This is a genomic window from Bombilactobacillus sp. ESL1097 (assembly GCF_058107205.1).
Genome location: NZ_JBYLUB010000001.1, coordinates 515,999 through 538,047, shown reverse-complemented (window position 1 = coordinate 538,047; position 22,049 = coordinate 515,999). Strand labels below are relative to the sequence as shown.

Annotated in this window: 25 protein-coding genes; 7 read left to right on the top strand and 18 right to left on the bottom strand. The window is 38.5% G+C overall.

Annotated elements, in window-relative coordinates:
* Nucleotides 1–42: 42 nt before the first annotated feature.
* Entirely contained in the window at nt 43–459 is a 417-nt protein-coding gene (locus AC3B6D_RS02595; RefSeq protein WP_489774831.1) for a CopY/TcrY family copper transport repressor, read from the bottom strand.
* 118 nt (nt 460–577) lie between these two features.
* Between AC3B6D_RS02595 and AC3B6D_RS02590 the strand changes: the two genes are divergently transcribed.
* On the top strand, nt 578–1,108 hold the full coding sequence (locus tag AC3B6D_RS02590; protein ID WP_489757321.1) for a DapH/DapD/GlmU-related protein: 531 nt from the start codon (nt 578–580) through the stop codon (nt 1,106–1,108).
* 126 nt (nt 1,109–1,234) lie between these two features.
* Here AC3B6D_RS02590 and ptsP read toward each other — a convergent pair whose 3' ends face one another.
* The 3 genes from ptsP to AC3B6D_RS02575 form a co-directional block, all read right to left on the bottom strand.
* Nucleotides 1,235–2,968: a phosphoenolpyruvate--protein phosphotransferase gene (gene ptsP / locus AC3B6D_RS02585; RefSeq protein ID WP_489757320.1), complete on the bottom strand. Its 1,734-nt coding sequence runs from the start codon at nt 2,966–2,968 to the stop codon at nt 1,235–1,237.
* Complete coding sequence (locus tag AC3B6D_RS02580) at nt 2,968–3,234, bottom strand: phosphocarrier protein HPr (protein ID WP_489757319.1); 267 nt, start codon at nt 3,232–3,234, stop codon at nt 2,968–2,970. The genes ptsP and AC3B6D_RS02580 overlap by 1 nt, the downstream gene beginning before the upstream one ends.
* 136 nt (nt 3,235–3,370) lie before the next feature.
* Nucleotides 3,371–3,556: a hypothetical protein gene (locus AC3B6D_RS02575; RefSeq protein ID WP_489757318.1), complete on the bottom strand. Its 186-nt coding sequence runs from the start codon at nt 3,554–3,556 to the stop codon at nt 3,371–3,373.
* 483 nt (nt 3,557–4,039) lie between these two features.
* Between AC3B6D_RS02575 and AC3B6D_RS02570 the strand changes: the two genes are divergently transcribed.
* Nucleotides 4,040–6,280, top strand: a complete 2,241-nt coding sequence (locus tag AC3B6D_RS02570; RefSeq protein WP_489774830.1) for an ATP-dependent Clp protease ATP-binding subunit — start codon at nt 4,040–4,042, stop codon at nt 6,278–6,280.
* Between the two features lie 91 nt (nt 6,281–6,371).
* Here AC3B6D_RS02570 and AC3B6D_RS02565 read toward each other — a convergent pair whose 3' ends face one another.
* The 8 genes from AC3B6D_RS02565 to AC3B6D_RS02530 form a co-directional block, all read right to left on the bottom strand.
* On the bottom strand, nt 6,372–7,235 hold the full coding sequence (locus AC3B6D_RS02565; protein ID WP_489774829.1) for an aldo/keto reductase: 864 nt from the start codon (nt 7,233–7,235) through the stop codon (nt 6,372–6,374).
* A gap of 29 nt (nt 7,236–7,264) precedes the next feature.
* Nucleotides 7,265–8,269 (bottom strand): aldo/keto reductase, encoded by a 1,005-nt coding sequence (locus AC3B6D_RS02560; protein WP_489774828.1) that lies wholly within the window; start codon nt 8,267–8,269, stop codon nt 7,265–7,267.
* A gap of 23 nt (nt 8,270–8,292) precedes the next feature.
* Nucleotides 8,293–8,823 (bottom strand): NAD(P)H-dependent oxidoreductase, encoded by a 531-nt coding sequence (locus AC3B6D_RS02555; RefSeq protein ID WP_489774827.1) that lies wholly within the window; start codon nt 8,821–8,823, stop codon nt 8,293–8,295.
* On the bottom strand, nt 8,820–9,215 hold the full coding sequence (locus AC3B6D_RS02550) for a MerR family transcriptional regulator (protein WP_489757313.1): 396 nt from the start codon (nt 9,213–9,215) through the stop codon (nt 8,820–8,822). The genes AC3B6D_RS02555 and AC3B6D_RS02550 overlap by 4 nt, the downstream gene beginning before the upstream one ends.
* A 102-nt stretch (nt 9,216–9,317) precedes the next feature.
* A complete protein-coding gene (locus AC3B6D_RS02545) occupies nt 9,318–10,199 on the bottom strand; it encodes a DUF4097 family beta strand repeat-containing protein (RefSeq protein ID WP_489774826.1) in 882 nt (293 codons plus the stop codon).
* Nucleotides 10,196–10,867 (bottom strand): DUF1700 domain-containing protein, encoded by a 672-nt coding sequence (locus tag AC3B6D_RS02540; RefSeq protein WP_489769124.1) that lies wholly within the window; start codon nt 10,865–10,867, stop codon nt 10,196–10,198. Before AC3B6D_RS02540 ends, AC3B6D_RS02545 begins: the two co-directional genes overlap by 4 nt.
* On the bottom strand, nt 10,839–11,174 hold the full coding sequence (locus AC3B6D_RS02535; RefSeq protein ID WP_489774825.1) for a PadR family transcriptional regulator: 336 nt from the start codon (nt 11,172–11,174) through the stop codon (nt 10,839–10,841). The genes AC3B6D_RS02540 and AC3B6D_RS02535 overlap by 29 nt, the downstream gene beginning before the upstream one ends.
* Nucleotides 11,175–11,283: 109 nt before the next feature.
* The gene (locus AC3B6D_RS02530; RefSeq protein ID WP_489757309.1) at nt 11,284–12,861 is read right to left on the bottom strand and encodes a peptide chain release factor 3; all 1,578 of its coding nucleotides are present in this window, start codon (nt 12,859–12,861) and stop codon (nt 11,284–11,286) included.
* A gap of 416 nt (nt 12,862–13,277) precedes the next feature.
* On the opposite strand from AC3B6D_RS02530, the gene AC3B6D_RS02525 reads away from it, so the two are divergent.
* Nucleotides 13,278–13,739 (top strand): hypothetical protein, encoded by a 462-nt coding sequence (locus AC3B6D_RS02525; protein WP_489757308.1) that lies wholly within the window; start codon nt 13,278–13,280, stop codon nt 13,737–13,739.
* 51 nt (nt 13,740–13,790) lie between these two features.
* On the opposite strand, the gene AC3B6D_RS02520 is transcribed toward AC3B6D_RS02525, so the two are convergent.
* The gene (locus AC3B6D_RS02520; RefSeq protein WP_489774824.1) at nt 13,791–14,327 is read right to left on the bottom strand and encodes a DUF402 domain-containing protein; all 537 of its coding nucleotides are present in this window, start codon (nt 14,325–14,327) and stop codon (nt 13,791–13,793) included.
* A gap of 66 nt (nt 14,328–14,393) precedes the next feature.
* Nucleotides 14,394–15,173, bottom strand: a complete 780-nt coding sequence (recX, locus tag AC3B6D_RS02515) for a recombination regulator RecX (RefSeq protein WP_489774823.1) — start codon at nt 15,171–15,173, stop codon at nt 14,394–14,396.
* 83 nt (nt 15,174–15,256) lie between these two features.
* Here recX and rlmD point away from each other — a divergent pair, with 83 nt between their 5' ends.
* The 3 genes from rlmD to AC3B6D_RS02500 are packed head-to-tail and all read left to right on the top strand — an operon-like array spanning nt 15,257 to nt 17,276.
* Nucleotides 15,257–16,633: a 23S rRNA (uracil(1939)-C(5))-methyltransferase RlmD gene (gene rlmD / locus AC3B6D_RS02510; protein WP_489774822.1), complete on the top strand. Its 1,377-nt coding sequence runs from the start codon at nt 15,257–15,259 to the stop codon at nt 16,631–16,633.
* A 23-nt stretch (nt 16,634–16,656) separates the two neighbouring features.
* Nucleotides 16,657–17,004 (top strand): hypothetical protein, encoded by a 348-nt coding sequence (locus AC3B6D_RS02505; protein ID WP_489774821.1) that lies wholly within the window; start codon nt 16,657–16,659, stop codon nt 17,002–17,004.
* Nucleotides 17,001–17,276 (top strand): hypothetical protein, encoded by a 276-nt coding sequence (locus AC3B6D_RS02500; RefSeq protein ID WP_489774819.1) that lies wholly within the window; start codon nt 17,001–17,003, stop codon nt 17,274–17,276. Before AC3B6D_RS02505 ends, AC3B6D_RS02500 begins: the two co-directional genes overlap by 4 nt.
* Before the next feature lie 8 nt (nt 17,277–17,284).
* On the opposite strand, the gene AC3B6D_RS02495 is transcribed toward AC3B6D_RS02500, so the two are convergent.
* From AC3B6D_RS02495 to AC3B6D_RS02480, 4 genes are all read right to left on the bottom strand, one after another.
* Complete coding sequence (locus AC3B6D_RS02495) at nt 17,285–17,707, bottom strand: OsmC family protein (RefSeq protein ID WP_489774818.1); 423 nt, start codon at nt 17,705–17,707, stop codon at nt 17,285–17,287.
* A 383-nt stretch (nt 17,708–18,090) separates the two neighbouring features.
* Entirely contained in the window at nt 18,091–19,251 is a 1,161-nt protein-coding gene (locus AC3B6D_RS02490) for a hydroxymethylglutaryl-CoA synthase (RefSeq protein ID WP_489774817.1), read from the bottom strand.
* The gene (locus AC3B6D_RS02485) at nt 19,235–20,500 is read right to left on the bottom strand and encodes a hydroxymethylglutaryl-CoA reductase, degradative (protein WP_489774815.1); all 1,266 of its coding nucleotides are present in this window, start codon (nt 20,498–20,500) and stop codon (nt 19,235–19,237) included. Before AC3B6D_RS02485 ends, AC3B6D_RS02490 begins: the two co-directional genes overlap by 17 nt.
* Nucleotides 20,479–21,657, bottom strand: coding sequence for a thiolase family protein (locus tag AC3B6D_RS02480; RefSeq protein ID WP_489757296.1), 1,179 nt, complete (start codon nt 21,655–21,657; stop codon nt 20,479–20,481). Before AC3B6D_RS02480 ends, AC3B6D_RS02485 begins: the two co-directional genes overlap by 22 nt.
* A gap of 47 nt (nt 21,658–21,704) precedes the next feature.
* Between AC3B6D_RS02480 and AC3B6D_RS02475 the strand changes: the two genes are divergently transcribed.
* The gene (locus AC3B6D_RS02475; RefSeq protein WP_489769134.1) at nt 21,705–22,001 is read left to right on the top strand and encodes a hypothetical protein; all 297 of its coding nucleotides are present in this window, start codon (nt 21,705–21,707) and stop codon (nt 21,999–22,001) included.
* The last annotated feature ends 48 nt before the right edge of the window (nt 22,002–22,049 follow it).

Below are 22,049 nucleotides of genomic sequence, written 5' to 3'. Positions count from 1 at the left end.
TGTCAAATATGCCGCTGTTCTGCTAATTAAATTCTGTATTAATTACTGTGTACAATGTTCAGCCTTTAAACAATTACAAGCAATTGTCTGTGGCGCAGTCTTTTCTTTTTGTGACAATAATTGTTTTAGTGTTTGAAGATCTGCTTGGCTCAAATTAATTTGCTTCACCAAATTAATTAATGCCGCTCCCTGCTTCATTGCGCAAAGATGCTGAAACAAATCAACAACTGCTTGATTCATCATTTGTTCTTCTTGAACTAACGGATAATAAATTTGCGGACGATGCGTCTTATCAACCCCCACTACCCGCTTTTTAGTTAAGCGCGTAATCAAGGTTTTAATGGTATTAGGTTGCCACTTAGTTTGCTCCAAGTTAAGTACGATTTCATTAGCTGATGCCGATTTTAAAGTCCATAACACTCGCATGACTTCCCATTCTGAATTGGAAATACTCTCCATTAACTTTTCTCCTTCAAATTATCATTGTCAATTAACAAGCCCGCGCTCTCATAGTCTCATAATTAACTTGCAATAGTTCCTTAAACAATTATAATAGCCTGTAAAAAAGGATATTGCGATGTCACTATTAGATTTTACCACTCCTGAATATCAAGCAACTTACCGGCCTGCAATTGACCGTAACATGCAACTAGTACAAGAATTAAATACCGGTTCAAGATCTCAACAAGAGATTCATAAATATTTATGTAAAATTACCGGCCACACAGTTGATCACAGTGTCTCCTTGAAATTGCCCTTTTATACGGACTTTGGAGGCAATATCCATTTTGGTAAAAATATTATTATTAATACCGGCGTAATGTTTACTGATTTGGGTGGTATTTTTTTAGAAGATTATGTCATGATTGGACCCCGAGCATCATTAATTACTGTAAACCATTTAACCGATCCTAGTCAAAGAAATATTTTAGATTTAAAACCTATTCATCTACAAAAAAACGTTTGGATTGGTGCCAATGCTACCATTTTACCGGGTGTAACCATTGGCGAAAATTCTATTGTTGCTGCTGGTGCAGTAGTTAATCATGATGTACCTGCCAATCAAATGGTTGCTGGCGTTCCGGCTAAAATCATCAAAACATTGTAAGGTTTCACGTCTAATTGTTTCCCACTTGCTAATTCGATCAAATAAAAAAACTAGGCCAAAAGTTGTTCTCTACAATTACGTAGTCTCAACTTGATCCTAGTTTTTTATTTGCTATTAATTAAATAATTACTTACGATGTGTCGCAACAAAATCGTTAACTAACTTTTCATTATCCGCATTACTTAAGGAAACATTCAAAGCTTGATCAACTAAGTCTGATAACTCTGTCGTATCCAGATGCTTCATCAATGAACGTACTCGTAAAATGGAAGTAGCACTCATTGAATATTCATCTAAGCCCATACCTAACAATAATGGTACCATGACAGAATCGCCAGCTGCTTCACCACACATACCAACCCATTTGCCTTCTTGATGAGCCGCTTTAATCACATGATTAATTAAGCGTAAAATAGACGGGTTGTATGGTTGATAAAGATAAGAAACATGTTCATTACCACGGTCAGCAGCCATAGTATATTGAATCAAATCATTCGTTCCAATACTAAAGAAATCAACTTCTTTAGCAAATTGATCTGCTAAAACGGCCGCTGCTGGAATTTCAATCATGATTCCAACTTCTAAATTGGCATCAAATGGAATCTGCTCAGCAGTTAATTTATCCATTTCTTCTTGTAAAATACCTTTAGCTTGACGGAACTCTTGAAGAGTAGCAATCATTGGGAACATAATCCGCAACTTGCCATAAGACGAAGCGCGTAGCAAAGCCCGTAATTGTGTCCGGAAAATATCTTGACGATCCAAACTAATTCGAATAGCCCGATAACCCAAGAACGGATTCATTTCTTCAGGCAATGGTAGATATGGTAAATGTTTATCACCACCAATATCCATTGTCCGTACAACAACTGGTTTACCATCCATACCTTCTAAAACTTCTTTATAAGCTTCAAACTGATCGTCTTCAGATGGTAATTCGGCAGAATCCATATACAAGAATTCAGTCCGATACAAGCCAATTGCTTCCGCACCATTGGCCTTGACACCAGCTAAATCTTTTGGTGTTCCAATATTAGCTGCAATTTCAAAATGCTTCCCATCAGCAGTCACGGTCTGAGCACTCTTGAGCTTAGCCCATTCTGCTTTTTCTTCAGCATACTGATCAGCTAAATCTTGGTAGTGTTTAACGTCGTCAGCGCTAGGGTTGATGACAGCATCACCGTGAACACCATCAACAATTAATTCATCGCCTAACTTAACATCCGCAGTAATCGTATCTGTACCCACAATGGCCGGAATTTCCAACGAACGTGCCATAATAGCTGAGTGCGCAGTCCGTCCGCCGATATCAGTAATAAAAGCTTTAACATACTTTTTATTTAACTGTGCTGTATCACTTGGCGTTAAATCGTGTGCAACGATAATAACTTCGTGATCAATCAAGGCCGGATTAGGTAATTCAACCCCTAATAAATGACTCATAACGCGCTTCGAAACATCGCGTACATCAGCCGCCCGTTCTTGCATGTACTTATTATCAGTCATCGCTTCAAACATGGCGATAAATTTGTTAGAAACATCACTCAAAGCTTGTTCAGCATTAACTTTATCGTCTTTAATTTGTTGAGCAACTGCACCCGTAAATTCGGGATCAGCTAAAATCATTTTGTGGGCATCGAAAACTTGAGCTTCTTCTTCACCCAAAGCCTCTTTAGCAGCATCTCTAATTGTTGTCAATTCAGCATCAGATTGCTTGATCGCAGCTTGCAAGCGTTCTGCTTCAGCTGTTGTATCAGTCACTGTCTGCTTTTTAAAGGATAAATCAGGTTGCACCAATAAATAAGCCGGTGCATTCGCAAAACCATCACTGGCAGCAATTCCCTTTAAAGTCTTCGTCATTAGTCTGAAAGTCCTTCTTTAGTCATGGTTTCGGAAATAGCAGTGATTGCTTCAGCAGCATCATCACCATCAGCGGTAATCGTTACATCAGCGCCTTGACCAACACCAAGAGACATCACACCCATAATAGATTTCAAATTAACTGTCTTACCATCATATTCTAAGTTAATGTCAGAGCTAAACTTGCTAGCTGCTTGTACTAACATTGTTGCAGGACGTGCATGAATTCCGGTTTCTGCAATTACGTGAAAATCTTTCTTTTCCATATTTAATAACCTCTCTTTAAGCCTAATTTTCATTTTGAGTGAAAAGGGTTAACTTAACATCAAAACTACATTACCATTATTCAAAATACAAGGCAAGTTTTTTCCAATAAAATTCCGAAGCCATCAGCCTTAATAACTAATTGCTTCCGTTTTCAGAAAATTTATATGTGACACGCCCATTTCGATGTGCAGAACCAATAATTTGTTTATGTTGAGGACAATTTAGCCACGCTTGATTAAATTCAAAAAAATGTTCACTATCAACTTCTATTTGATCAATTTTGCCAGCAATTAAATCTAAAATTTCTTGTTCGTAATCCATTTTCTACCTCACAATGCAAAATACTTTAATAACTAAATCATTCCTTATATACTGTGTTCAACATGTAAAGTCAAGTATTTTTAAACAAAAAATTCATTTTTTTGTTTTTAGCACTTGCATGTTGAGAGTGCTAATTGTATAATTCACATTGTACTAATAATTAGTACTCAATCGTCAAACACTCCTGAAGTAAAACTCAATAAGTACGGTTGGGACAAAGTTATTCAGAAATTGAGTACCAACTGCATCCAACATGAAGTATGAACTTTTACTTGATTGTTCGATGTAGTTCAGCCCCAAATTCTGATTTTCAGAGCACCATAAAGAAAAAATATTTATATTAAATATGAATATTTTCTTTATGTCTCAACTTCACTTAACAAGTGTTTTCTTTTGAAGACAGTTGTGGTTTGAACTTCACGATTCAATTCAACGGTTTGAAAATTGATCTAAATTCTTCTTCAGAAAGGTGGAATGTAGTTAATGCTTTGCCAAAACTGTCATAAGAATGAAGCAACTATCCATCTCTACACTAGTGTTAATGGACAACGCGCAGAAGTAAATTTATGCCAAAGTTGTTATCAAAAGTTGCGTGAGCAACAAGCGATGGGAGGTAATTCAAATATGAATAACGATCCATTTGGCTTTGGAGATCTTAGTTCTCTATTTGGCGCCATAGATCCACAACAAGAAATGCGTCGTCAGCAACAAATGTCCTCACAAAGCCAACGTAGTGGCGGTAACAATAATAATGGAAATAGTATTTTAGCCCAATTTGGGGTCGATCTTACTGCTCAAGCGAAGGACGGGAAAATTGATCCGGTGATTGGTCGTGATAAAGAAATTGAACGTGTCATTGAAATTCTCAATCGGCGTACTAAAAATAATCCCGTTTTAATCGGTGAAGCTGGGGTTGGTAAAACTGCCGTTGTAGAAGGATTAGCCCAAAAAATTGTCGATGGCGAAGTTCCGGAAAAATTACAAGATAAACGTGTCATTCGCTTGGATGTCGTTTCTTTAGTTCAAGGAACTGGCGTGCGGGGGCAATTTGAGCAACGCATGCAAGAATTGATTAAAGAATTGCAAAGTAACAAAAACATTATTCTCTTTATTGATGAAATTCACGAAATTGTCGGTGCTGGTAATGCTGAAGGTGGTATGGACGCTGGTAATGTCTTAAAACCCGCCTTAGCACGTGGCGAATTGCAATTAGTTGGTGCGACAACTTTTAATGAATATCGGCAAATTGAAAAAGACTCTGCTTTAGCCAGACGTTTACAACCAGTCGAAGTCAATGAACCTAGTGTTGAACAGACTCTGCAAATTTTAAAAGGCATTGAACCAAAGTACGAAGCTTATCATCATGTCAAATATACCCCAGAAGCGATTAAAGCGGCAGCGGTGTTATCAGATCGTTATATTCAAGATCGTTTTCTACCTGATAAAGCTATCGATTTATTAGATGAATCTGGTTCACGAAAAAATCTTACTTTAAATCCTGTTGATCCTAAAGAAATTGAGAAAAAAATCAAAGCGGCGGAGGCTAATAAGCAAGCAGCCTTAAAACAGGAAGATTATGAAAAAGCTGCTTTTTACCGCGATCAAACCAAAAAGCTCGAAAATGTTCGTGATAATAAAACCGATACTGAAAAAGAACCCAAGGTAACTGAAAAAGATATTGAAAGTATCGTGGAAGAAAAAACTAATATCCCCGTTGGTGAATTAAAGGCGCAAGAACAAGAACAATTGCGCAACTTAACACCTGAACTTGAAGCTCATGTCATTGGTCAGGATAAAGCCGTAGAACAAGTTAGTCGGGCAATTCGCCGTAATCGAGTTGGTTTTAACAAAACGGGACGGCCAATTGGATCCTTCCTCTTTGTAGGACCGACTGGCGTTGGTAAAACCGAATTGGCTAAACAATTAGCACGCCAACTCTTTGGTAGTGAAGATTCCATGATTCGCTTTGACATGTCGGAATACATGGAAAAGCACAGCGTTTCTAAATTAATTGGTTCCCCTCCAGGGTATGTCGGTTATGAAGAAGCGGGACAATTAACTGAACAAGTCCGGCGGCATCCGTACAGTTTAATTTTATTAGATGAAATTGAAAAAGCTCATCCGGATGTTATGCATATGTTTTTACAGATCTTAGATGACGGCCGTTTGACCGATTCTCAAGGACGTACTGTCAGCTTCAAAGATACCATCATTATTATGACGTCGAATGCTGGGCAAGGTGAAAGTGAAGCCAGCGTTGGCTTTGGTGCTGAGGCCAATGGCACCACTAATTCCGTATTAGACAAATTAGGCAATTACTTTAAACCTGAATTTTTAAATCGGTTCGACGGCATTATTGAGTTTGATCCGTTATCTAAGGACAGCTTATTAAAGATTGTCAACTTAATGATTCAAGACACTAACAAAATGATTGCTGATCAAGGTTTAGATATTGAAGTTACCCAACCTGCCAAAGAAAAGATTGTGGATTTAGGTTACGATCCAGCCTTGGGTGCTCGTCCTTTACGGCGGGTCATTCAAGAACAAATTGAAGATCGTGTGGCCGACCATTATCTTGATCATCCTAAGGAAAAGCATCTTAAAGCCGTGTTAGACAATGACAACATTAAAATTGAAACTAATAACGGTGAAACTAAAAAAACTGCTGAAAATAAGACAAAGACTTCTTCCGATGATGACAATCAAGAGCAGTCGAAAAAATAAGCAGCTTTAATTATAGTTACTAAAAAAGCGAATCAGTTGAAAGATTGGTTCGCTTTTTTTACATATTTCTATATTTCAAACATTAAAGTTTTTAGAGACTGGTCAAAACTGGATGATTTAAATAATCATAAACGCGACGTACTTCACTAATTTGGTTTAAATCTAACATTTGTGGATGTTTCAAGTCCATATTGGTAATCTCTTTCATTTCTGAATCAGTTAATGTAAAGTCCCAAATATCTAAATTTTCTTGCATTCGTTTTTCATGAACCGACTTAGGAATAATAACTACGCCTCGTTGAATATTCCATCTCAAGATCACTTGCGCTGTTGACTTGTGATGCCGCGAAGCAATTGTTTGCAAACATTGCTCGTGAAAAATGTCTTGTCGACCTTCCGCAAAAGGTGCCCACGCTTCGGGTTGAATTCGTTGTTGCTTCATAAAATCAAGCTCTGCAGTTCTCTGAAATAGTGGATGCGTTTCAATCTGATTAATCATTGGTTGAATGTCAAAATTAAAACTTAAGTCCAATAAATTAGTTGTTGAAAAATTGCATACGCCAATTGCTCGGATACGGCCTTGTTGGTACAACTGCTCCATTGCTCGCCAAGAACCATAATAATCAGCTAGCGGCATATGAATTAAATATAAATCCAAATAATCTGTGCCTAATTTTTGACAAGACTTTTCAAATGCCGTTAGCGTGGCCTGATAACCCATCTCCGGAATATAGGCTTTAGTGGTCAAAAAGATCTCGTGGCGCGGAACGGAACTTTTTTGCAATGCTCGCCCCACTGCGGTTTCATTTTGATAACTACTAGCGGTGTCTAATAACCGGTAACCGGTATTCAAAGCTTTTAAAACAACTTGCTCACAGTCCTTATTAGCAACTTGAAATACACCAAAACCTTCCTGCGGCATTTGCACACCATTAGCTAGCTCAACTGTTTTCATCTGATCACAGCTTTCTTATTTAGATACAATTATTTCTTTTCATCTAATAACACAACGCCCTCAGGGGGATTTTGATCAATCGCGCCCACAATTGGGTGCGGAACATACGGTTCTTCTAAATATTGCACATCTTCTGGGGTCAATTGAACATCTAAAGCTTGGACGGCACTATCAAAATGCCGTGCTTTGGTAGCTCCAATAATTGGTGCTGTCACACCTTTAGCCCATTGCCAAGCAATTGCAATTTGTGCCATAGTAACTTGATATTTATCAGCTAACTCATGCACCCGTTGCACGATTTTGACATCTTCGGCTTCCATCCGATCATACTTCCCCACTGCTACCCGGTCTGTCTTGGCTCGTAAAGTATCACCTTGCCATGTGGGGCGTGCCAAATGGCCGGCGGCCAACGGACTATATGGCATTAAGGATACATCATATTGTTGACAAATTGGAATTAATTCGTGTTCGTCTTCACGATATAACAGATTATAGTGGTTTTCCATAGCTTGAAATTGTGCCCAACCATGTTGTTGCGCCACTAACTGCATATTATGAAATTGATAACCATACATGGCAGAAGCACCAATTGCTCGAACCTTACCCGCAGTCACTAACTCATTTAAAGCTTCCATAGTTTCTTCAATCGGAGTCTGATAATCAAACCGGTGTACCAAATATAAATCGACATAATCTGTGCCTAGACGTTTTAACGTCCCATCAATTTCATGTTGAATGGCTGTTTTGGATAACCGCCCGGGATTAAAATAAACCTTCGAGGCAATAACAACTTGATCCCGCGCAACATTCTTTTTGAGTGCTTGACCTAAATACTCCTCACTAGTTCCTTTTGAGTAGCCATTGGCTGTGTCAAAAAAATTGACTCCTAAATCTAAAGCATGTTTAACCACTTGTTCCGCCGCCGCAGCATCCAACGTCCAATCATGCATGGTTCCTGCTTTGCCAAAACTCATGGCTCCTACACACAAGGGTGAAACTTGAATATCGGTCTTTCCAATTGTTTGATATTGCATTGTAATTAATCTCCTATTCTTATTTAACCAAAAGTGGCCAGTGGCGCTAACCGTTTGGTATGCAGATACTGATTATATTTTTGTGCTTGCTGTTGTAACTGTGCATCGCTCAAACTAGAAGCTCCTAACGTCACAAATGGTTGCATGAATTGCATTTTGATCAAATGACAAGTTGCTTGAAACGGACGCAATAATTCATTAACGGTATATTGCACAAATTGCTCACGGCCATAATTATTAGCTCCCGGAGAAACCGCAATCACCAATTCTTTGCCAGCCAAAGCGGTGCCTTGACCACCAAAGTCACCTTGCAATACGTCACATTCCCATTGTTTCAACAATGCAGGCGCACTATACCAATACATCGGAAATTGTAAAACAATACGCTGATTGGCGGTCAACAATTGTTGCTCAGTTTTAATATCAATGTGAAAATCAGGATATAATTGATACAGATCACGTACTACAATATCCGCAGTTAAAGCCTGACTTAATTGTCGGTTCACTCGTGAAGTTGTTAAATGCGGATGAAATAATAAAACTATTGTTTTCATGATTCCTCCTGACTAAAGATGGGATACTCTTTCACTTGTCCTGTTTCGTATAAATTAATTTTATGATCCAAACGTTGAATGGACTTGTGAAGACTGACTTGTTTTTGCTGCAGTATGGCACGCTGTTGTTCCAACAAAGTTTGACGTTGTTTTAAAGTCTTGGGTCCCTGTTGCATTAAACGAACATATTCAATTAATGGCTCTACCGCCACTCCTGAATTACGCAAGCAAATGATCATTTCAATTAAATCTTGAATTATTTCCGGATAATAGCGATTACCATTGGGCTTGCGAGGAATCGGCGGCAACAAACCAATTTGTTCATAATAACGCAACGTTGCCGGCGTAATATTGTACTTTTGACTAACCGCAGTTATCGACAAATCCTTCATACCATCACCTCTAAAACTAAAATTAACTTACTTAACAAAAAAGCTAGGATTATTTTTAATCCTAGCTTCATCATATTACTTAAAGTTAACTTTAAGTCAATATTAATTTAATGTTATGTGACTATCTTGTGCTTTTAAATTTAGTTGTTCTAAATTAACTGTACTATGGTGAACCCAGTCATTTTGGATTTGCCGACCAGCAATTTTTAAGACCGTGGCGTGTCCTTTGATGCGATAATTAATAGCTGGTTGGCGCAATTGAACATTTAGATGACTATCAGCCAACTGTAAGTGCGAACTATCTTGTAAAAGTAAATCCTGCATTTTAACTCGCGAGTCCTGTAATCGACCTTGTAAATTAGCTTGCACATGTTGGGCCTGCACGCTACTATTAGCTAGCTGCCAACGCCAACTTGGTAATTGACAATTTTGAACTCGCAAATTGGAGTCCCACAATTTTGTTTGTGCTTCTTGCTGAGCTTGAACGTTTTTTAGTGTTAAGTGACTATCATGTTGCTTCACTAATAACTGTTGCAGTTTTAACTGCTGCACTTGAACGTTGGAATCGGTTGTTTGCAAGCACAACTGCCGAAGATCATGTTTCTCGGGCACTGTCAGCACTAATTTTGGGGCCTTGGTTCCGGCTATATTAACAAAGTTAAAATTCGGTTGCTTCGTAATGACTTGCAGCTGTTGACCACTTTGTTTGATTTTAACGGGCTGTTTATAAGCACCAATCAACTGCAATTGGTAAGCTTTACCTAATTTAATTTGTACATCAGTATCGGAACTATTGAGCGCAAGTTCTTGAAATTCCGGTAATTTTCGCTTAATTTGCACTTTCTTGTTATTACTAAGAACTGTTACTTTCGCAGTTAGTGAGTGGCTAATTAAGGACTGAAAACCATTATTAGAGGCCCCAATAATTAACAAAACCAATCCTAATAAAAAGATTGCCAGACTAGTCTGATACCATTTTTTCATGATTGATCTCCTCGGTGTAATGATTTTTTTTGAAAATAATTAGTTTTCAAAAATTTTTGTCCCAAATGACGAATCAAAACTACGCCCCGATTAGTCAAATAACGCATCAACTTGATTAACAGCGGTCCTAAGCCAACTAAAATTGCTAACATCATCAACGCAATTCCGAGATAAAAGCACCCCACTGCCCAATGAGCGGTCATTAGAAGCGGTGTAATTTTGACCAAAAGGAAAACACTACTGAATAAACAAGCCAGCATAACTGCAATAAAGATTACCACTAATGCAACGATTAACACTAATATTGCTAAAAAGGCGCCCACCACAAGTAAAATGGCAGGAATTCCAATGGGGGCAGCCAACATGCCTAAGACAATCCACCAAATCACATGCAAATTATGGCGCGAAGACTTTTTAGCTGCAATTGGCGCCGCTGGCTCAGTAACTGTTGGCAACAAAGGATCCGCTGCTAAGTAATAATCAGCTAAAATTTTATGGGCTAATTGTTTGGGCGTTCCCAATTCATCATCTAATTGCCAGCGTTCTTTAAAACCAGCATCTAAAATAAATTCTTGGTAAAACAAGATCACATCTTGAGCTTCATCAACTGGCAAAGCAGTTAAGTTGTTCTTCAGTTCCTCAAGATAACTTTTCACGATTGAATTCATGAGCTTCCCCCATCACCTGATTAATTTGTTGACTAAACTGTTGCCAATCAGCTTGAATCTGACCAAATAGCTCTTGCCCCGCCGCCGTTAAATGATAGTAGCGGCGGTTACGTCCCTGATAGGGCTGATCATATGTTTCCAAATAACCATTCTTTTTTAAACGTCGTAAGACGGGATAAATCGTCGATTCAGAAATATCTAAAATACCCTGTACTTGTTGTGTCAAAACGTAGCCATACAAATCTTGGGTACGCAAAAATGATAAAACCGTACCATCTAATAATCGCGTGGGAACTTGAATTGCCATCACGCTATCTCCTTTAATGTTATATTTCATATAGTATTATATGATAAAAAAGCATCATTGACAAATGTGCCAATGATGCTTTTACAAATTTCACCCGAAAATGACTCAATTAGAGTTTCGCAGTTAATTGCACATCTGGATACTTATTTTCAAACCATTGTTCAGCAAAACGGTTTTCAAATAAGAATAAAGGTTGATCATCTAAATCTTTGACTAAAATGTTTCGACTAGAAGACATAGCCGGATCAAGTTGGTCGGGATTAATCCAGCGAGCAATCCGGGAACCAATCGGTTTCATAATCACTTCTGTGTTATATTCATTTTGCATTCGAAATTTAAAGACTTCGAATTGTAATTGCCCGACGGCACCTAAAATATAATCGCCCGTTTGGTAATTGCGATAAAGTTGCACCGCCCCTTCTTGTACCAACTGTTGCATTCCTTTATGAAAGGACTTTTGTTTCATCACATTTTTGGGAATGACGTCCATAAATAACTCTGGCGTAAATTGTGGTAAGTCTGGGTATTGCACTGCTCGTTTACCAGCATAAATGGTATCGCCAATTTGAAAATTGCCCGTATCATATAAACCAACAATGTCACCCGCAACTGCATTCTTTACTTGTTCACGCTGATCTGACATAAATTCAGTCGCATTATTTAAACGGAGTTGTTTCTGGGTTCTATTTAAAGTGACATCCATTCCCTTTTCAAATTCTCCGGAACCAATCCGGACAAACGCAATTCGATCACGATGCTTAGGATTCATATTGGCTTGAATCTTAAAGACAAAACCGGAAAATTCCGGATCATCGGCGGCAATTGTCGAATCATCAATTAATTGATGTTCACTAGGAGCTGGTGCTAATTGTAAGAATTGATCTAAAAAGGTTTGTACCCCAAAGTTGGTCAAGGCAGAACCAAAGAAAACGGGGGTTTGTTGACCTTGAGCAATCTTGCCGGGGTCAAAAGCATTACCAGCTTCCTTAATCAGTCCAATTTCCTCTAAAGTCTGTTGATAAATACTATCCGTCGTCAGCGGCTGCTCTGGACTTAAATGTCCTTGATCATCTAACGGTAAAAAGCGCTCATCAGCGTTTTTGGGATGATACAATTCAATCCGATTATTACTCAAATCATATAATCCTTGTAAGGTTTTACCGCTACCCATCGGCCAATTCATCGCACAACCTTCAATATCTAAAAGGTCTTCCAATTCGCCAATTAAATCCAAGGGTTCACGACCATCCCGATCTAATTTATTCATAAAAGTAAAAATGGGAATTCCCCGTTGTTTAACCACTTTAAATAATTTCTTGGTCTGTGCTTCGATCCCCTTAGCCGAATCAATCACCATCACCGCAGCATCAACGGCCATCAAAGTCCGATAAGTATCTTCGGAAAAATCCTCATGACCAGGCGTGTCCAAAATGTTAACATGCTTGCCCTGATAATCAAATTCCATCACCGAACTAGTGACTGAAATGCCCCGCTTCTTTTCAATTTCCATCCAATCTGATGTTGCATAATTACCAGTTTTTTTACCCTTAACCGTGCCGGCAGACCGAATTACTCCACCAAATAATAACATTTGTTCCGTAATTGTGGTCTTACCAGCATCCGGATGCGAAATAATCGCAAACGTCCGTCTTTGGTTAACCGCCTGTTTTAAATCCGATTGCTTCATTTGATTACTCTCCATTAATTAATATTTATATTTCACAGCAAAGAAAAATATACTCATTAAAAGAAACTACTTTCAAAGATCAAGCGTCTCCTTATTGGATATTTAAATTGCACTTTCACACTATTATTAATGATTTTGACTACTAATTGCTGTAGTTTACATATCATGTTCTCCTTTAAAAATAAGTTCTGGCAAAAAATGCTGAACAGCTCAGTTACTAACGCCTAAAATTAGTTCTTAACTAAAAAATTTAGTCATTATTAAATCAAAGTGTCTACCTTCTAGCACGATATTCATCTAAATTTTAACCATCATTTTTTCTGCTCGCCAATTCTGACTTTGGAGTAGTTGACGTACCATTTTTTTACAACAAATGCTAAAATTAACTTTGAATCAAGAAACGAAAGGACCTCATTATGTCTAATAAAAAAGTTTTTGTAATTTACACTTTCTTATTCATTATACCTTATCTTTTGTGTCTCGCTTTAATCGGCACTGGTTATGATGCACTTGTTAATCATTATAACAGTTGGTGGCGGTTAATTATATGTGCAATTATTGGTGCAATTTTAATGGTCGCGGTTAAATCAATTGCTCATCGGCCCATCAAAATTATTACCCATCAAACAACTAATCGTTCACTACGCACCATTATTAATTTTTTCAATATTGATTACAGTTTAACCAATTTTTATCTCAACTTTATTATCGATTTTATTTTAACCATTACCGCAGCTAAGTTAATCCATGTATTCTTTCAACCTTATCGCATTCAGGGTACTTTGATGGGATGGTTGATTGCCCTCTTAGTTCTCTCTTTAATTCTAGCTTCCAACCTAGAATACAGTACCTTAAGTATTGATTCTTCCCAAAAATAACGTATTAAAAAAGCAGGAAAACCTGCTTTTTTAATTTACATAGTCAATTCCTCAAGCACGATGCAATAATTCTTGATATCTTTGATACCATAAGGCAACATACCCGGGCGAAAATGGTCCTTTTTTAGTTTCAACCCAATCAATTAAAGTTTCCGTACTTTCCTTTAAGATCTGATCAATTTCTGAAGAATAACGCCAAATTCGTTTATGGGCCGCATATTCATCCACATCCAATAGGCGTTTTTCACCATCCGGAAATACTTTAACATCTAAATCATAATCCACATACTTCAAAGCCTCACGGTCTAACACAAAAGGCGTTGCCAAATTACAATAGTAAGATGGACCATTTTCTCGTAACATTGTGACAATATTAAACCAATAATGTTTGTGAAAATAAACTAAAGCTGGCTCACGGGTAAACCACCGCCGATGGTCACTTTCAGTTACTAAAGTTCGGTCATTACAACCAATCAATTCATTTTCACTAGTTTTCAAAACCATTGTATCACGCCAAGTACGATGCAAATGACCATTATGCTTATAGCTCTGGATTGCTATGTAATCTCCTTCTCTTGGAACTTGCATAGTTGAACCAGCTTTCCACTTTCTCACGCAATTAAATTATATCAAACTAGGCCGTTTATGCCACAACTATTTTAAGTTTTCGAGTTGAGGACGAATCTGGTCACTTGTAAAGCCGCGCCGTAACAAAGCTGCGTATAGTTTGTTGCGCCCTTGATCTTTTGCTTGATAACGAGGCCACAATTTTTGCAGCGTCTTTTGGAGTAATTCTTGTTCTTGATCTTCATCTTTTATTTGGGGTAAATCTTGCAGAACTAATTGATTAATCTCACTACTAAATCCGGCAGCCATTAAACGCTGTAAGACCTTTTGTAAGCGCCTTTTATGCGGATGTTGTTGATTTTGATGCCAACATTTTTGTGCTAATTTCGTAGCATTAATTACTTGTTGTTCAGTGGTATACAGTTCTAACGCTTGCTGAATTAAAGTCGGAGCAATGTGTTTTTGTTGCAATTTATGTTGTATTTTCTTTGGACCATCTAATGTCGTTTTAAATTCCGTTCGGACAAAACTTTCCGCATATTGTAAATCATCTAAGTATTGATTTTTTTCTAGTTTAGTAATAATCGCGGTAATCGTTGGAGTGTCAACATCTTGCCGTTTTAAGTAAATTTTAACTTCGGCAGTACTGCGTAATTGATAACTTAAATAATTTAAAGCTTGATTATACGCATAATCTTTTTGTTCCGATTGTTGTATTTGCTCAACCTGTTCAGGTGTTAGCATTTGATCCTTGATTAAATGAAACTTAATCAAGACATTTTCGCCTACAGCAAAAGCAAACTGGTCATCTAAAAAAATATTATAGCGTCCCGGACGTTTTTGTGCGGTAATTTTGGTAATTTTCACGAATTATTATCTCCTCTGCACCTATGCTATACTAGCTTTAATAACTTCATCATGGTCACAATTTAATTTAAAGGAAACTAATTTTGAAAGATCAAAAAGCAACTGTTCAAATAGGACAAACCATTTCAATTATTATCAAAAAAATGGGCATTAACGGCGAAGGTATCGGCTATTACCAACAAAAGTTAGTTTTTGTACCTCAAGCTTTACCCAATGAACTAATCCAATGTGAAATTACCCAAATCCAGCCTCATTTTTTACGCGGTAAATTGCTATCTTATCAAAAACCCAGCTCTTGGCGCAATTTACAGCCACCTGCTTTGTACAATCAGGTTGGCGGCTTAGAATTGGCCCATCTGAAATACTCAGCACAATTAAAATTCAAACGTTCCATCTTAAAGCAAGCCTTACAGCACTTCAAACCAGCCGGCTACCAACATTATTTCTTAGCGTCAACTATTGGCATGGCTAACCCGTGGCATTATCGTAACAAAGCCCAATTTCAATTACAAGTCCAGAACGGACACGTCACCTGTGGACTCTATCAAAACCACACACATCATGTAGTTGATTCACTTCAAATGCCGACGCAAAGTAAATTAACACTCAGTGTGTTGCAACGCTTGGTTCCTATTATTGAACAATTGAACTTACCGATTTATGATGAACAAAAACAAGCTGGAATTTTTAAAACGGTGGTCGTGCGGCAATCACACGTTCAACAAGAAGTCCAATTAACTTTAATTACACACTCCCGTAAGTTTCCAAAATTAAAACAATTTTTACAATTAGTTCAGCAAGATATTCCCGAAGTCCAAGGAATTTTTCAAAATTATAATCCGAAAACTACGAGTGAAATTTGGGGTGAGGAAACCAAACTTCTTTGGGGTCAAGAATATCTGCCTGAAGTGATTAATCAACAACAATTTTTGCTGTCTCCCCGTGCTTTTCTACAATTAAATTACGAACAAACACAAAAGTTGTACCAACTTGTCCTAAAAGCCCTTGACCCTCAAGCCCATGACATTATTGTCGACGCTTACGCCGGTGTTGGTACAATTGGCCTGAGCATCGCACCTTATGTTCAACAAGTTGTAGGTAGTGAAATAATCCCTGAAGCTGTCCACGACGCCAATTTAAATGCCCAAGTCAACCACTTAACCAATGCGCATTATCAATTAGGAACCACAGCAGAATTATATCCTCAATGGTTACAGCAAGGCATTCAGCCCACTGGACTGGTTGTTGATCCTCCCAGAACTGGTTTAGAACATAGTTTAGTACAATTGCTGGTAAAACAAGGACCTCAAAAACTGCTGTATGTTTCTTGTAATCCTTCTACCTTAGCGCGTGACTTACGTCTGTTAACTAAAAGTTACCATGTTAAAAAGATTCAACCTTTGGATATGTTTCCGCAAACCCCACATGTCGAAAGTTTAACCATTCTTCAACGCCATTAAGTTTTGTAGAAAGGACTGTTTCGATGCCACAAAATTCAGTAACTTCTCTTCAGATTACTTTTGATCGGCACGGCTGTAAACCATTCTTTAAAAAACATGCTGGTCAAAAACAAATCGTGTCACAAAAAATCGCCAACGTCCTGAGTCGCGAACTAAGTACAGGCATGACTAAGATTAAATTAGCCACAGAGCAAAAAATTGCTGGTCATCCTTGTTACGAATTGCGCCTCAATTTAGGGACCATTGGTTCAGCCCGCATCGCTTTTACAGTCTACAATAAACAAGTACAGGTGATTTTCATTACGAGTCAACTCCAAAAGGCCACCTTTACTCGCGACTTAAAGCAAATCTTAAAGGGAGTTAGTTTATGAAAAGTATTCCCATTAAACAAGCTGCAACCCTAATTAAAAAAATTACCAAAACTAAACAAGCGCAAACTTTAACACTCTTGACACGCAAAAAAGACCGCTTCTTAACTATCTTAATTGCTAATCAACAGCTTACCTTCACTGAGCACGGTTATCTCAACCAGACGGTGACTTATTCTTTAACTGACCGGCAATTAAAACACCAACTGCAAACGGCTTTTAAGCGCGAATTTCCGCGTAGCCATCAAATTTACATTTCTCAAAGTAGCAACTGAAGCTAAAGCTAATTCAGTAATTTGACAGAATAATTAGGACTGCCACTTAATAGCTTAGAAACTGGACAGCGTTTTTCGGCTTGGTCGACCATTTCCTGGGCGTGAACTTGACTAACCCCCGGAATATTGACGCGCGCTTGCACCAAAAATTCTAAACCGGTATTTGCTTTAATCATTTTCACGTGCACATTCACACTGGCACGATGCTCTAATCCTTGTTCAGACTCGATAGCTTGTAAGGTTGCATTGAAACAAGTACTTAGTGCTAAGCCCAATAACTGTTCAGGATTAGTTCCCGGAACATCACCTTTTTGTGGATCACTAACCGCTACACTAATCTCATGCGGTACATAAGCATAGCCTTGAATTCCATCTTGATTATAAATATCTGTCTCGTATAATGTGTGTGCTTTGGCAATATCTGTCAACATTTTTACATCTTCTCTTTCTACTAAAAACTAGATAATTAAAAAGCCAAGGAAAGATTTCCCCGGCTTTTTTTAGATGAGACAAGCAACTGCTCCCAATCCATTTTGACACAAAAACTTTTAACTTGCCTATTAATTCATCCAAAAGACTACTTGTAATAAATAAGAAAGTTTGATGTCTGATAAACAGGAACATCCGCATTGACCAATTTTATCTTTAGAATGAATTTGTAAAGTTTTCGACTAATTGCCGAAACTCTTACCTGATCCATTTTAAAACTATCACCTTATCGAAAGATGCACATTGCATCCTGATAGCAGTTGCAGTAAGGTTTCATCTCACCACGTCTTTATTATAGTCTGTTTTGTAACCGATTTCTACTATTTTATTGATATTTTCGTTCATGATTAACAATTTTAGCTAAACGATGGGCCGCCTGCGGATCCGAATTGGCTAAAACTTGGGTCGAGCCATCAGTCACTAAACTGTGTTGAAATTGTTGTTCATATTGTTCTATCGTTAATTGTTGCCGCTGGCGCAACAATTGTTGATGCTTCTCTATGTTTAAACCAGCGCGAAAATGTGGCTGTAAAATACCAAAAAAGAGTTCTGCTTCTGAGCCCGAACCGTAACTATATAGACCAATCGATTCTCCCGGATGTAAGCTGGTATCATTTTCTAATAAAGACAGTAAACTCAGATACAAAGAACCCGTATAAATATTGCCCACTTGTTGGCCATACATAATGCTTGCCTCAAAACGGCGGGTTAAGCGCTGATAATCCGGTTCTGCAATCTTAGAAGCGAGGCTTTTTAAAGCTTTGCGTCCCATTTTGGAAAAGGGAATATGAAATAACAAAGCTGCCAAGTCGGACACTGCAAATATATCACTAGTCACAAATTGTTGCCATAACTCTGTAAACATCGCGATGTAAACTTCTTCGGAGTATTTTCCCCGAGCAAAAGCTTCTGTCGAATAATTCGGGCGCCAAAAATCACCTGTACTTTGACTCATATAAAATGATTGCTCTTCTAAAGCTAAAATTTGTGGATCAGCCCCCACTAACATAGCCACCGCACCAGCACCCTGGGTGACTTCGCCAGCACTTTTTAAACCATACCGGGCAATATCACTAGCAATTACTAAGGCTTTTTTATGCGGATGTAAGCGCACAAAATCGGCTGCTAATTGCAGACCAGCAGTAGCTCCAAAACAAGCCTCTTTAATTTCTAAGGCACGTAAATTAGTTGGTAAAGCTAACACCTCTTGAACAAAGAGGGCTGAAGCTTTCGATTGATCAACGCCACTTTCCGTACCTACTATCACTAAGCCCAATTGCTGTTGGTCTTGAAGCGTCAATAACGGCTCAGCCGCATTAGCCGCCATAGAGACAATATCTTGATCTAATGGTGCTACAGCCATTTTTTGTTGGCCAATCCCAATCAAGTATTTATTGGGGTCCACTTTGCGGGCACTAGCCAAATCTTTTAAATCTAAATATTGGTTGGGTGTATAAAAATCAATCTTATCAATGCCGACTTTCATAATTTTCTCCTAAACGTAATTGTTGTAAAATCTGGCGAGCTGTTTGTAAGTTAGCCTTGGTGGGTGCTAACCGTAATTGTTTAACTACTGGTTCAACCTCTGTTGCTGTAGCCCCGGCCATCAACGCTAAACTTTTAAATTGTAAATTCATATGTCCGGCTTGAATGCCTTGTGTGACTAAAGCTCTGAGTGCCGCTAAATTTGAAGCCAACCCCACACTAGCAACAATACTCATTAACTGTCGTGCAGAAGGTTGTTGCAAAATTTTCATACTTAATTGGGCCATGGGTAAGGTCGAAATTGCACCGCCTAAACTACCTAAAGGCAACGAAATTGTAATTCGACCAACTAACAATTCATCTTGAATTTGCCAAGAAGTCCACGTTGGTCGCTGCTTGGATAATCCAGCATAACTCGCCGCATTAATACTGCGCGGATCATTACCGGTGGCTAACACTACAGCGTTAATACCGTTCATAATGCCCTTATTATGCGTTGCAGCCCGTAAAGTAGATTCTTGGGCAAACTGGGTGGCAGCGACAATTTTTTGAGCTACGACTTTACCGGTATCGTGTTTCGTCGCCAAATCAGGTAAGGCAAAAGCGGCTGTTGCCGTAACTGATTGTTGGGGGGCCTGATTAGACAAGATGGCCATTAACAAACTTAACTGTGGCAGTTGTGTGGCTAAATATTGGGCTACTGCCTCAGCCAGAGTATTGACTATATTAGCGCCCATAGCTTCACCGGGATCAATTAATAACCGAAATTCCACAAAGTCGGCTGACACATGAACGCTAACTTGTTTTAATCCTCCACCATGTTGTTCTAGACTAGGATGTGCGCTCAGAGCAACTTGGCGGATCATTGCTAAATGTTGGTTCAAAAAAATCTGTGGGGTTTTTAATTGTCCTTCAAACACAATTTGACCAATTAAGCCCGCACGTTGGACTGTTGTTTGAAAACCGCCCTTTGCCAAACAACGCTTGGCGGCATTACTGGCAGCCGCAATCACTGATGGTTCTTCCGTAGCCATGGGAATCAATAACGATTGTCCATCAATCACAAAATTTTCTGCCAAACCTAGCGGCACTCCAAAAACTCCAACTTGATTTTCAATTAAATTAGTCGCGATAGCCGTTGGCAAATTAGGATAAGAATGTAATAATTCTAAATCTGCTGTCGTTAAAATTCCCGTCTGATATAATTGCTGTAAACGCTGCTTAGTTGTTAATTCATAGAATTTGACCATTGCAAATTTTCCACCTCTAATGCTATTGCTTGACCACCACCAATACACAAGGCTGCGATCCCGCGATGTTGGTGAGTTCGCTGTAAATTGTGAATTAAAGTAGTTAAAATACGAGCGCCAGAAGAACCTAACGGATGTCCCAAAGCCAAAGCACCGCCAGTGATATTATATTGACTATCAGCAATTTGTAATTCTTGTTGCACTAACAAAGCTTGACTACTAAATGCTTCATTAACTTCAAACAAATCAATGTCGGCAACTGTTTGCTGTTTTTGCGCCAGTAATTTTTGAATAGCAATTACTGGGGCATAACCCATTAATTGCGGTTGGTACCCCACTTCTTGATAAGCGGTAATTTTAGCCAGTGGTTGCCATTGATTCCTACAGGCCACATTAGTAGTCGTTAAGACAAGTAAGCTAGCACCATCACTTAGCGGTGATGCATTCCCCGCTGTCACTAACCCCTCAGCCTGAAATGCGGGGGATAATTGTTGTAAAGCCGATAACGTAGTTTGCGGGCGCACGGTTTCATCGGCCGACAACCCCGTAATCGGCAAAATTTCTTCATCAAACCAACCAGCAGCTTGCGCTTGCACCGCTTTTTGTTGTGACTGTAGTGCAAATTGATCTAACTGCTGCCGCGTTAAATGATATTTTCGATTTAAATTTTCTGCTGTGATTCCCATCGGTTGCTGACTAAAAGCATCCGTCAAACCATCATTAAACAACGTATCCTGCCAATCATCGGTTGCAAAATCTTGTTTAGTCAGGCGCGCCGCCACTGCTGGTGCCTGCGACATACTTTCCACACCGCCAGCCAAAACAACTTGAGCATCATCTAACATTAATGCGCTTTGCGCTAGTCGAACTGCTTTCAGCCCTGAACCACAGACTTGATTAACAGTCATTGCCGTCCCCGTCAAATCTAACCCAGCATTTAACTGGACTTGACGCGCAATGTTTTGTCCGCTCCCCGCTGTTAAAACACTACCTAAAATCACCTGCTGAATCAGTTGGGGAGCGATCTTTTCTTTCACTAAAATCTGTTGACATAATTGGGTTGCCAATTGAACTGCTGTAAAATCTTTGAAACTACCTTGAAATTTACCGGTTGGCGTCCGATAGGCAGCAGTAATTACAATCTCATTCAAATTCAAACTTTTTACTCCTGTTAATTTATTGAATAATCATTAAGGAGGCCACAATGGACACTCAAACTTTAATAAAACTTTTGCTGGATGTGAAAACTAATTTACTAGTTTTTTATGAAGATAATCAGCATAAAACTTGGGGAATCTCTAGTATATCATCAGAATTTACTAATGAAAATCATTATTTAATATTAAATTTGCAATCTCACAATCATTCTTATCAAGTTTGGGAATTAATCACTCTGCTTAAAACAAAATCTGCTCAAGCCTTAGTTTACGTGAAATTTTCAAAAAAATATCACCAAATCTTTGGTTTAAGATTTGGTGATAAACATATTTATCTCAAGTAATACTACACTTAAAAGCCGCTTAGCAGTTGAGTAATAAACTTGCACTTT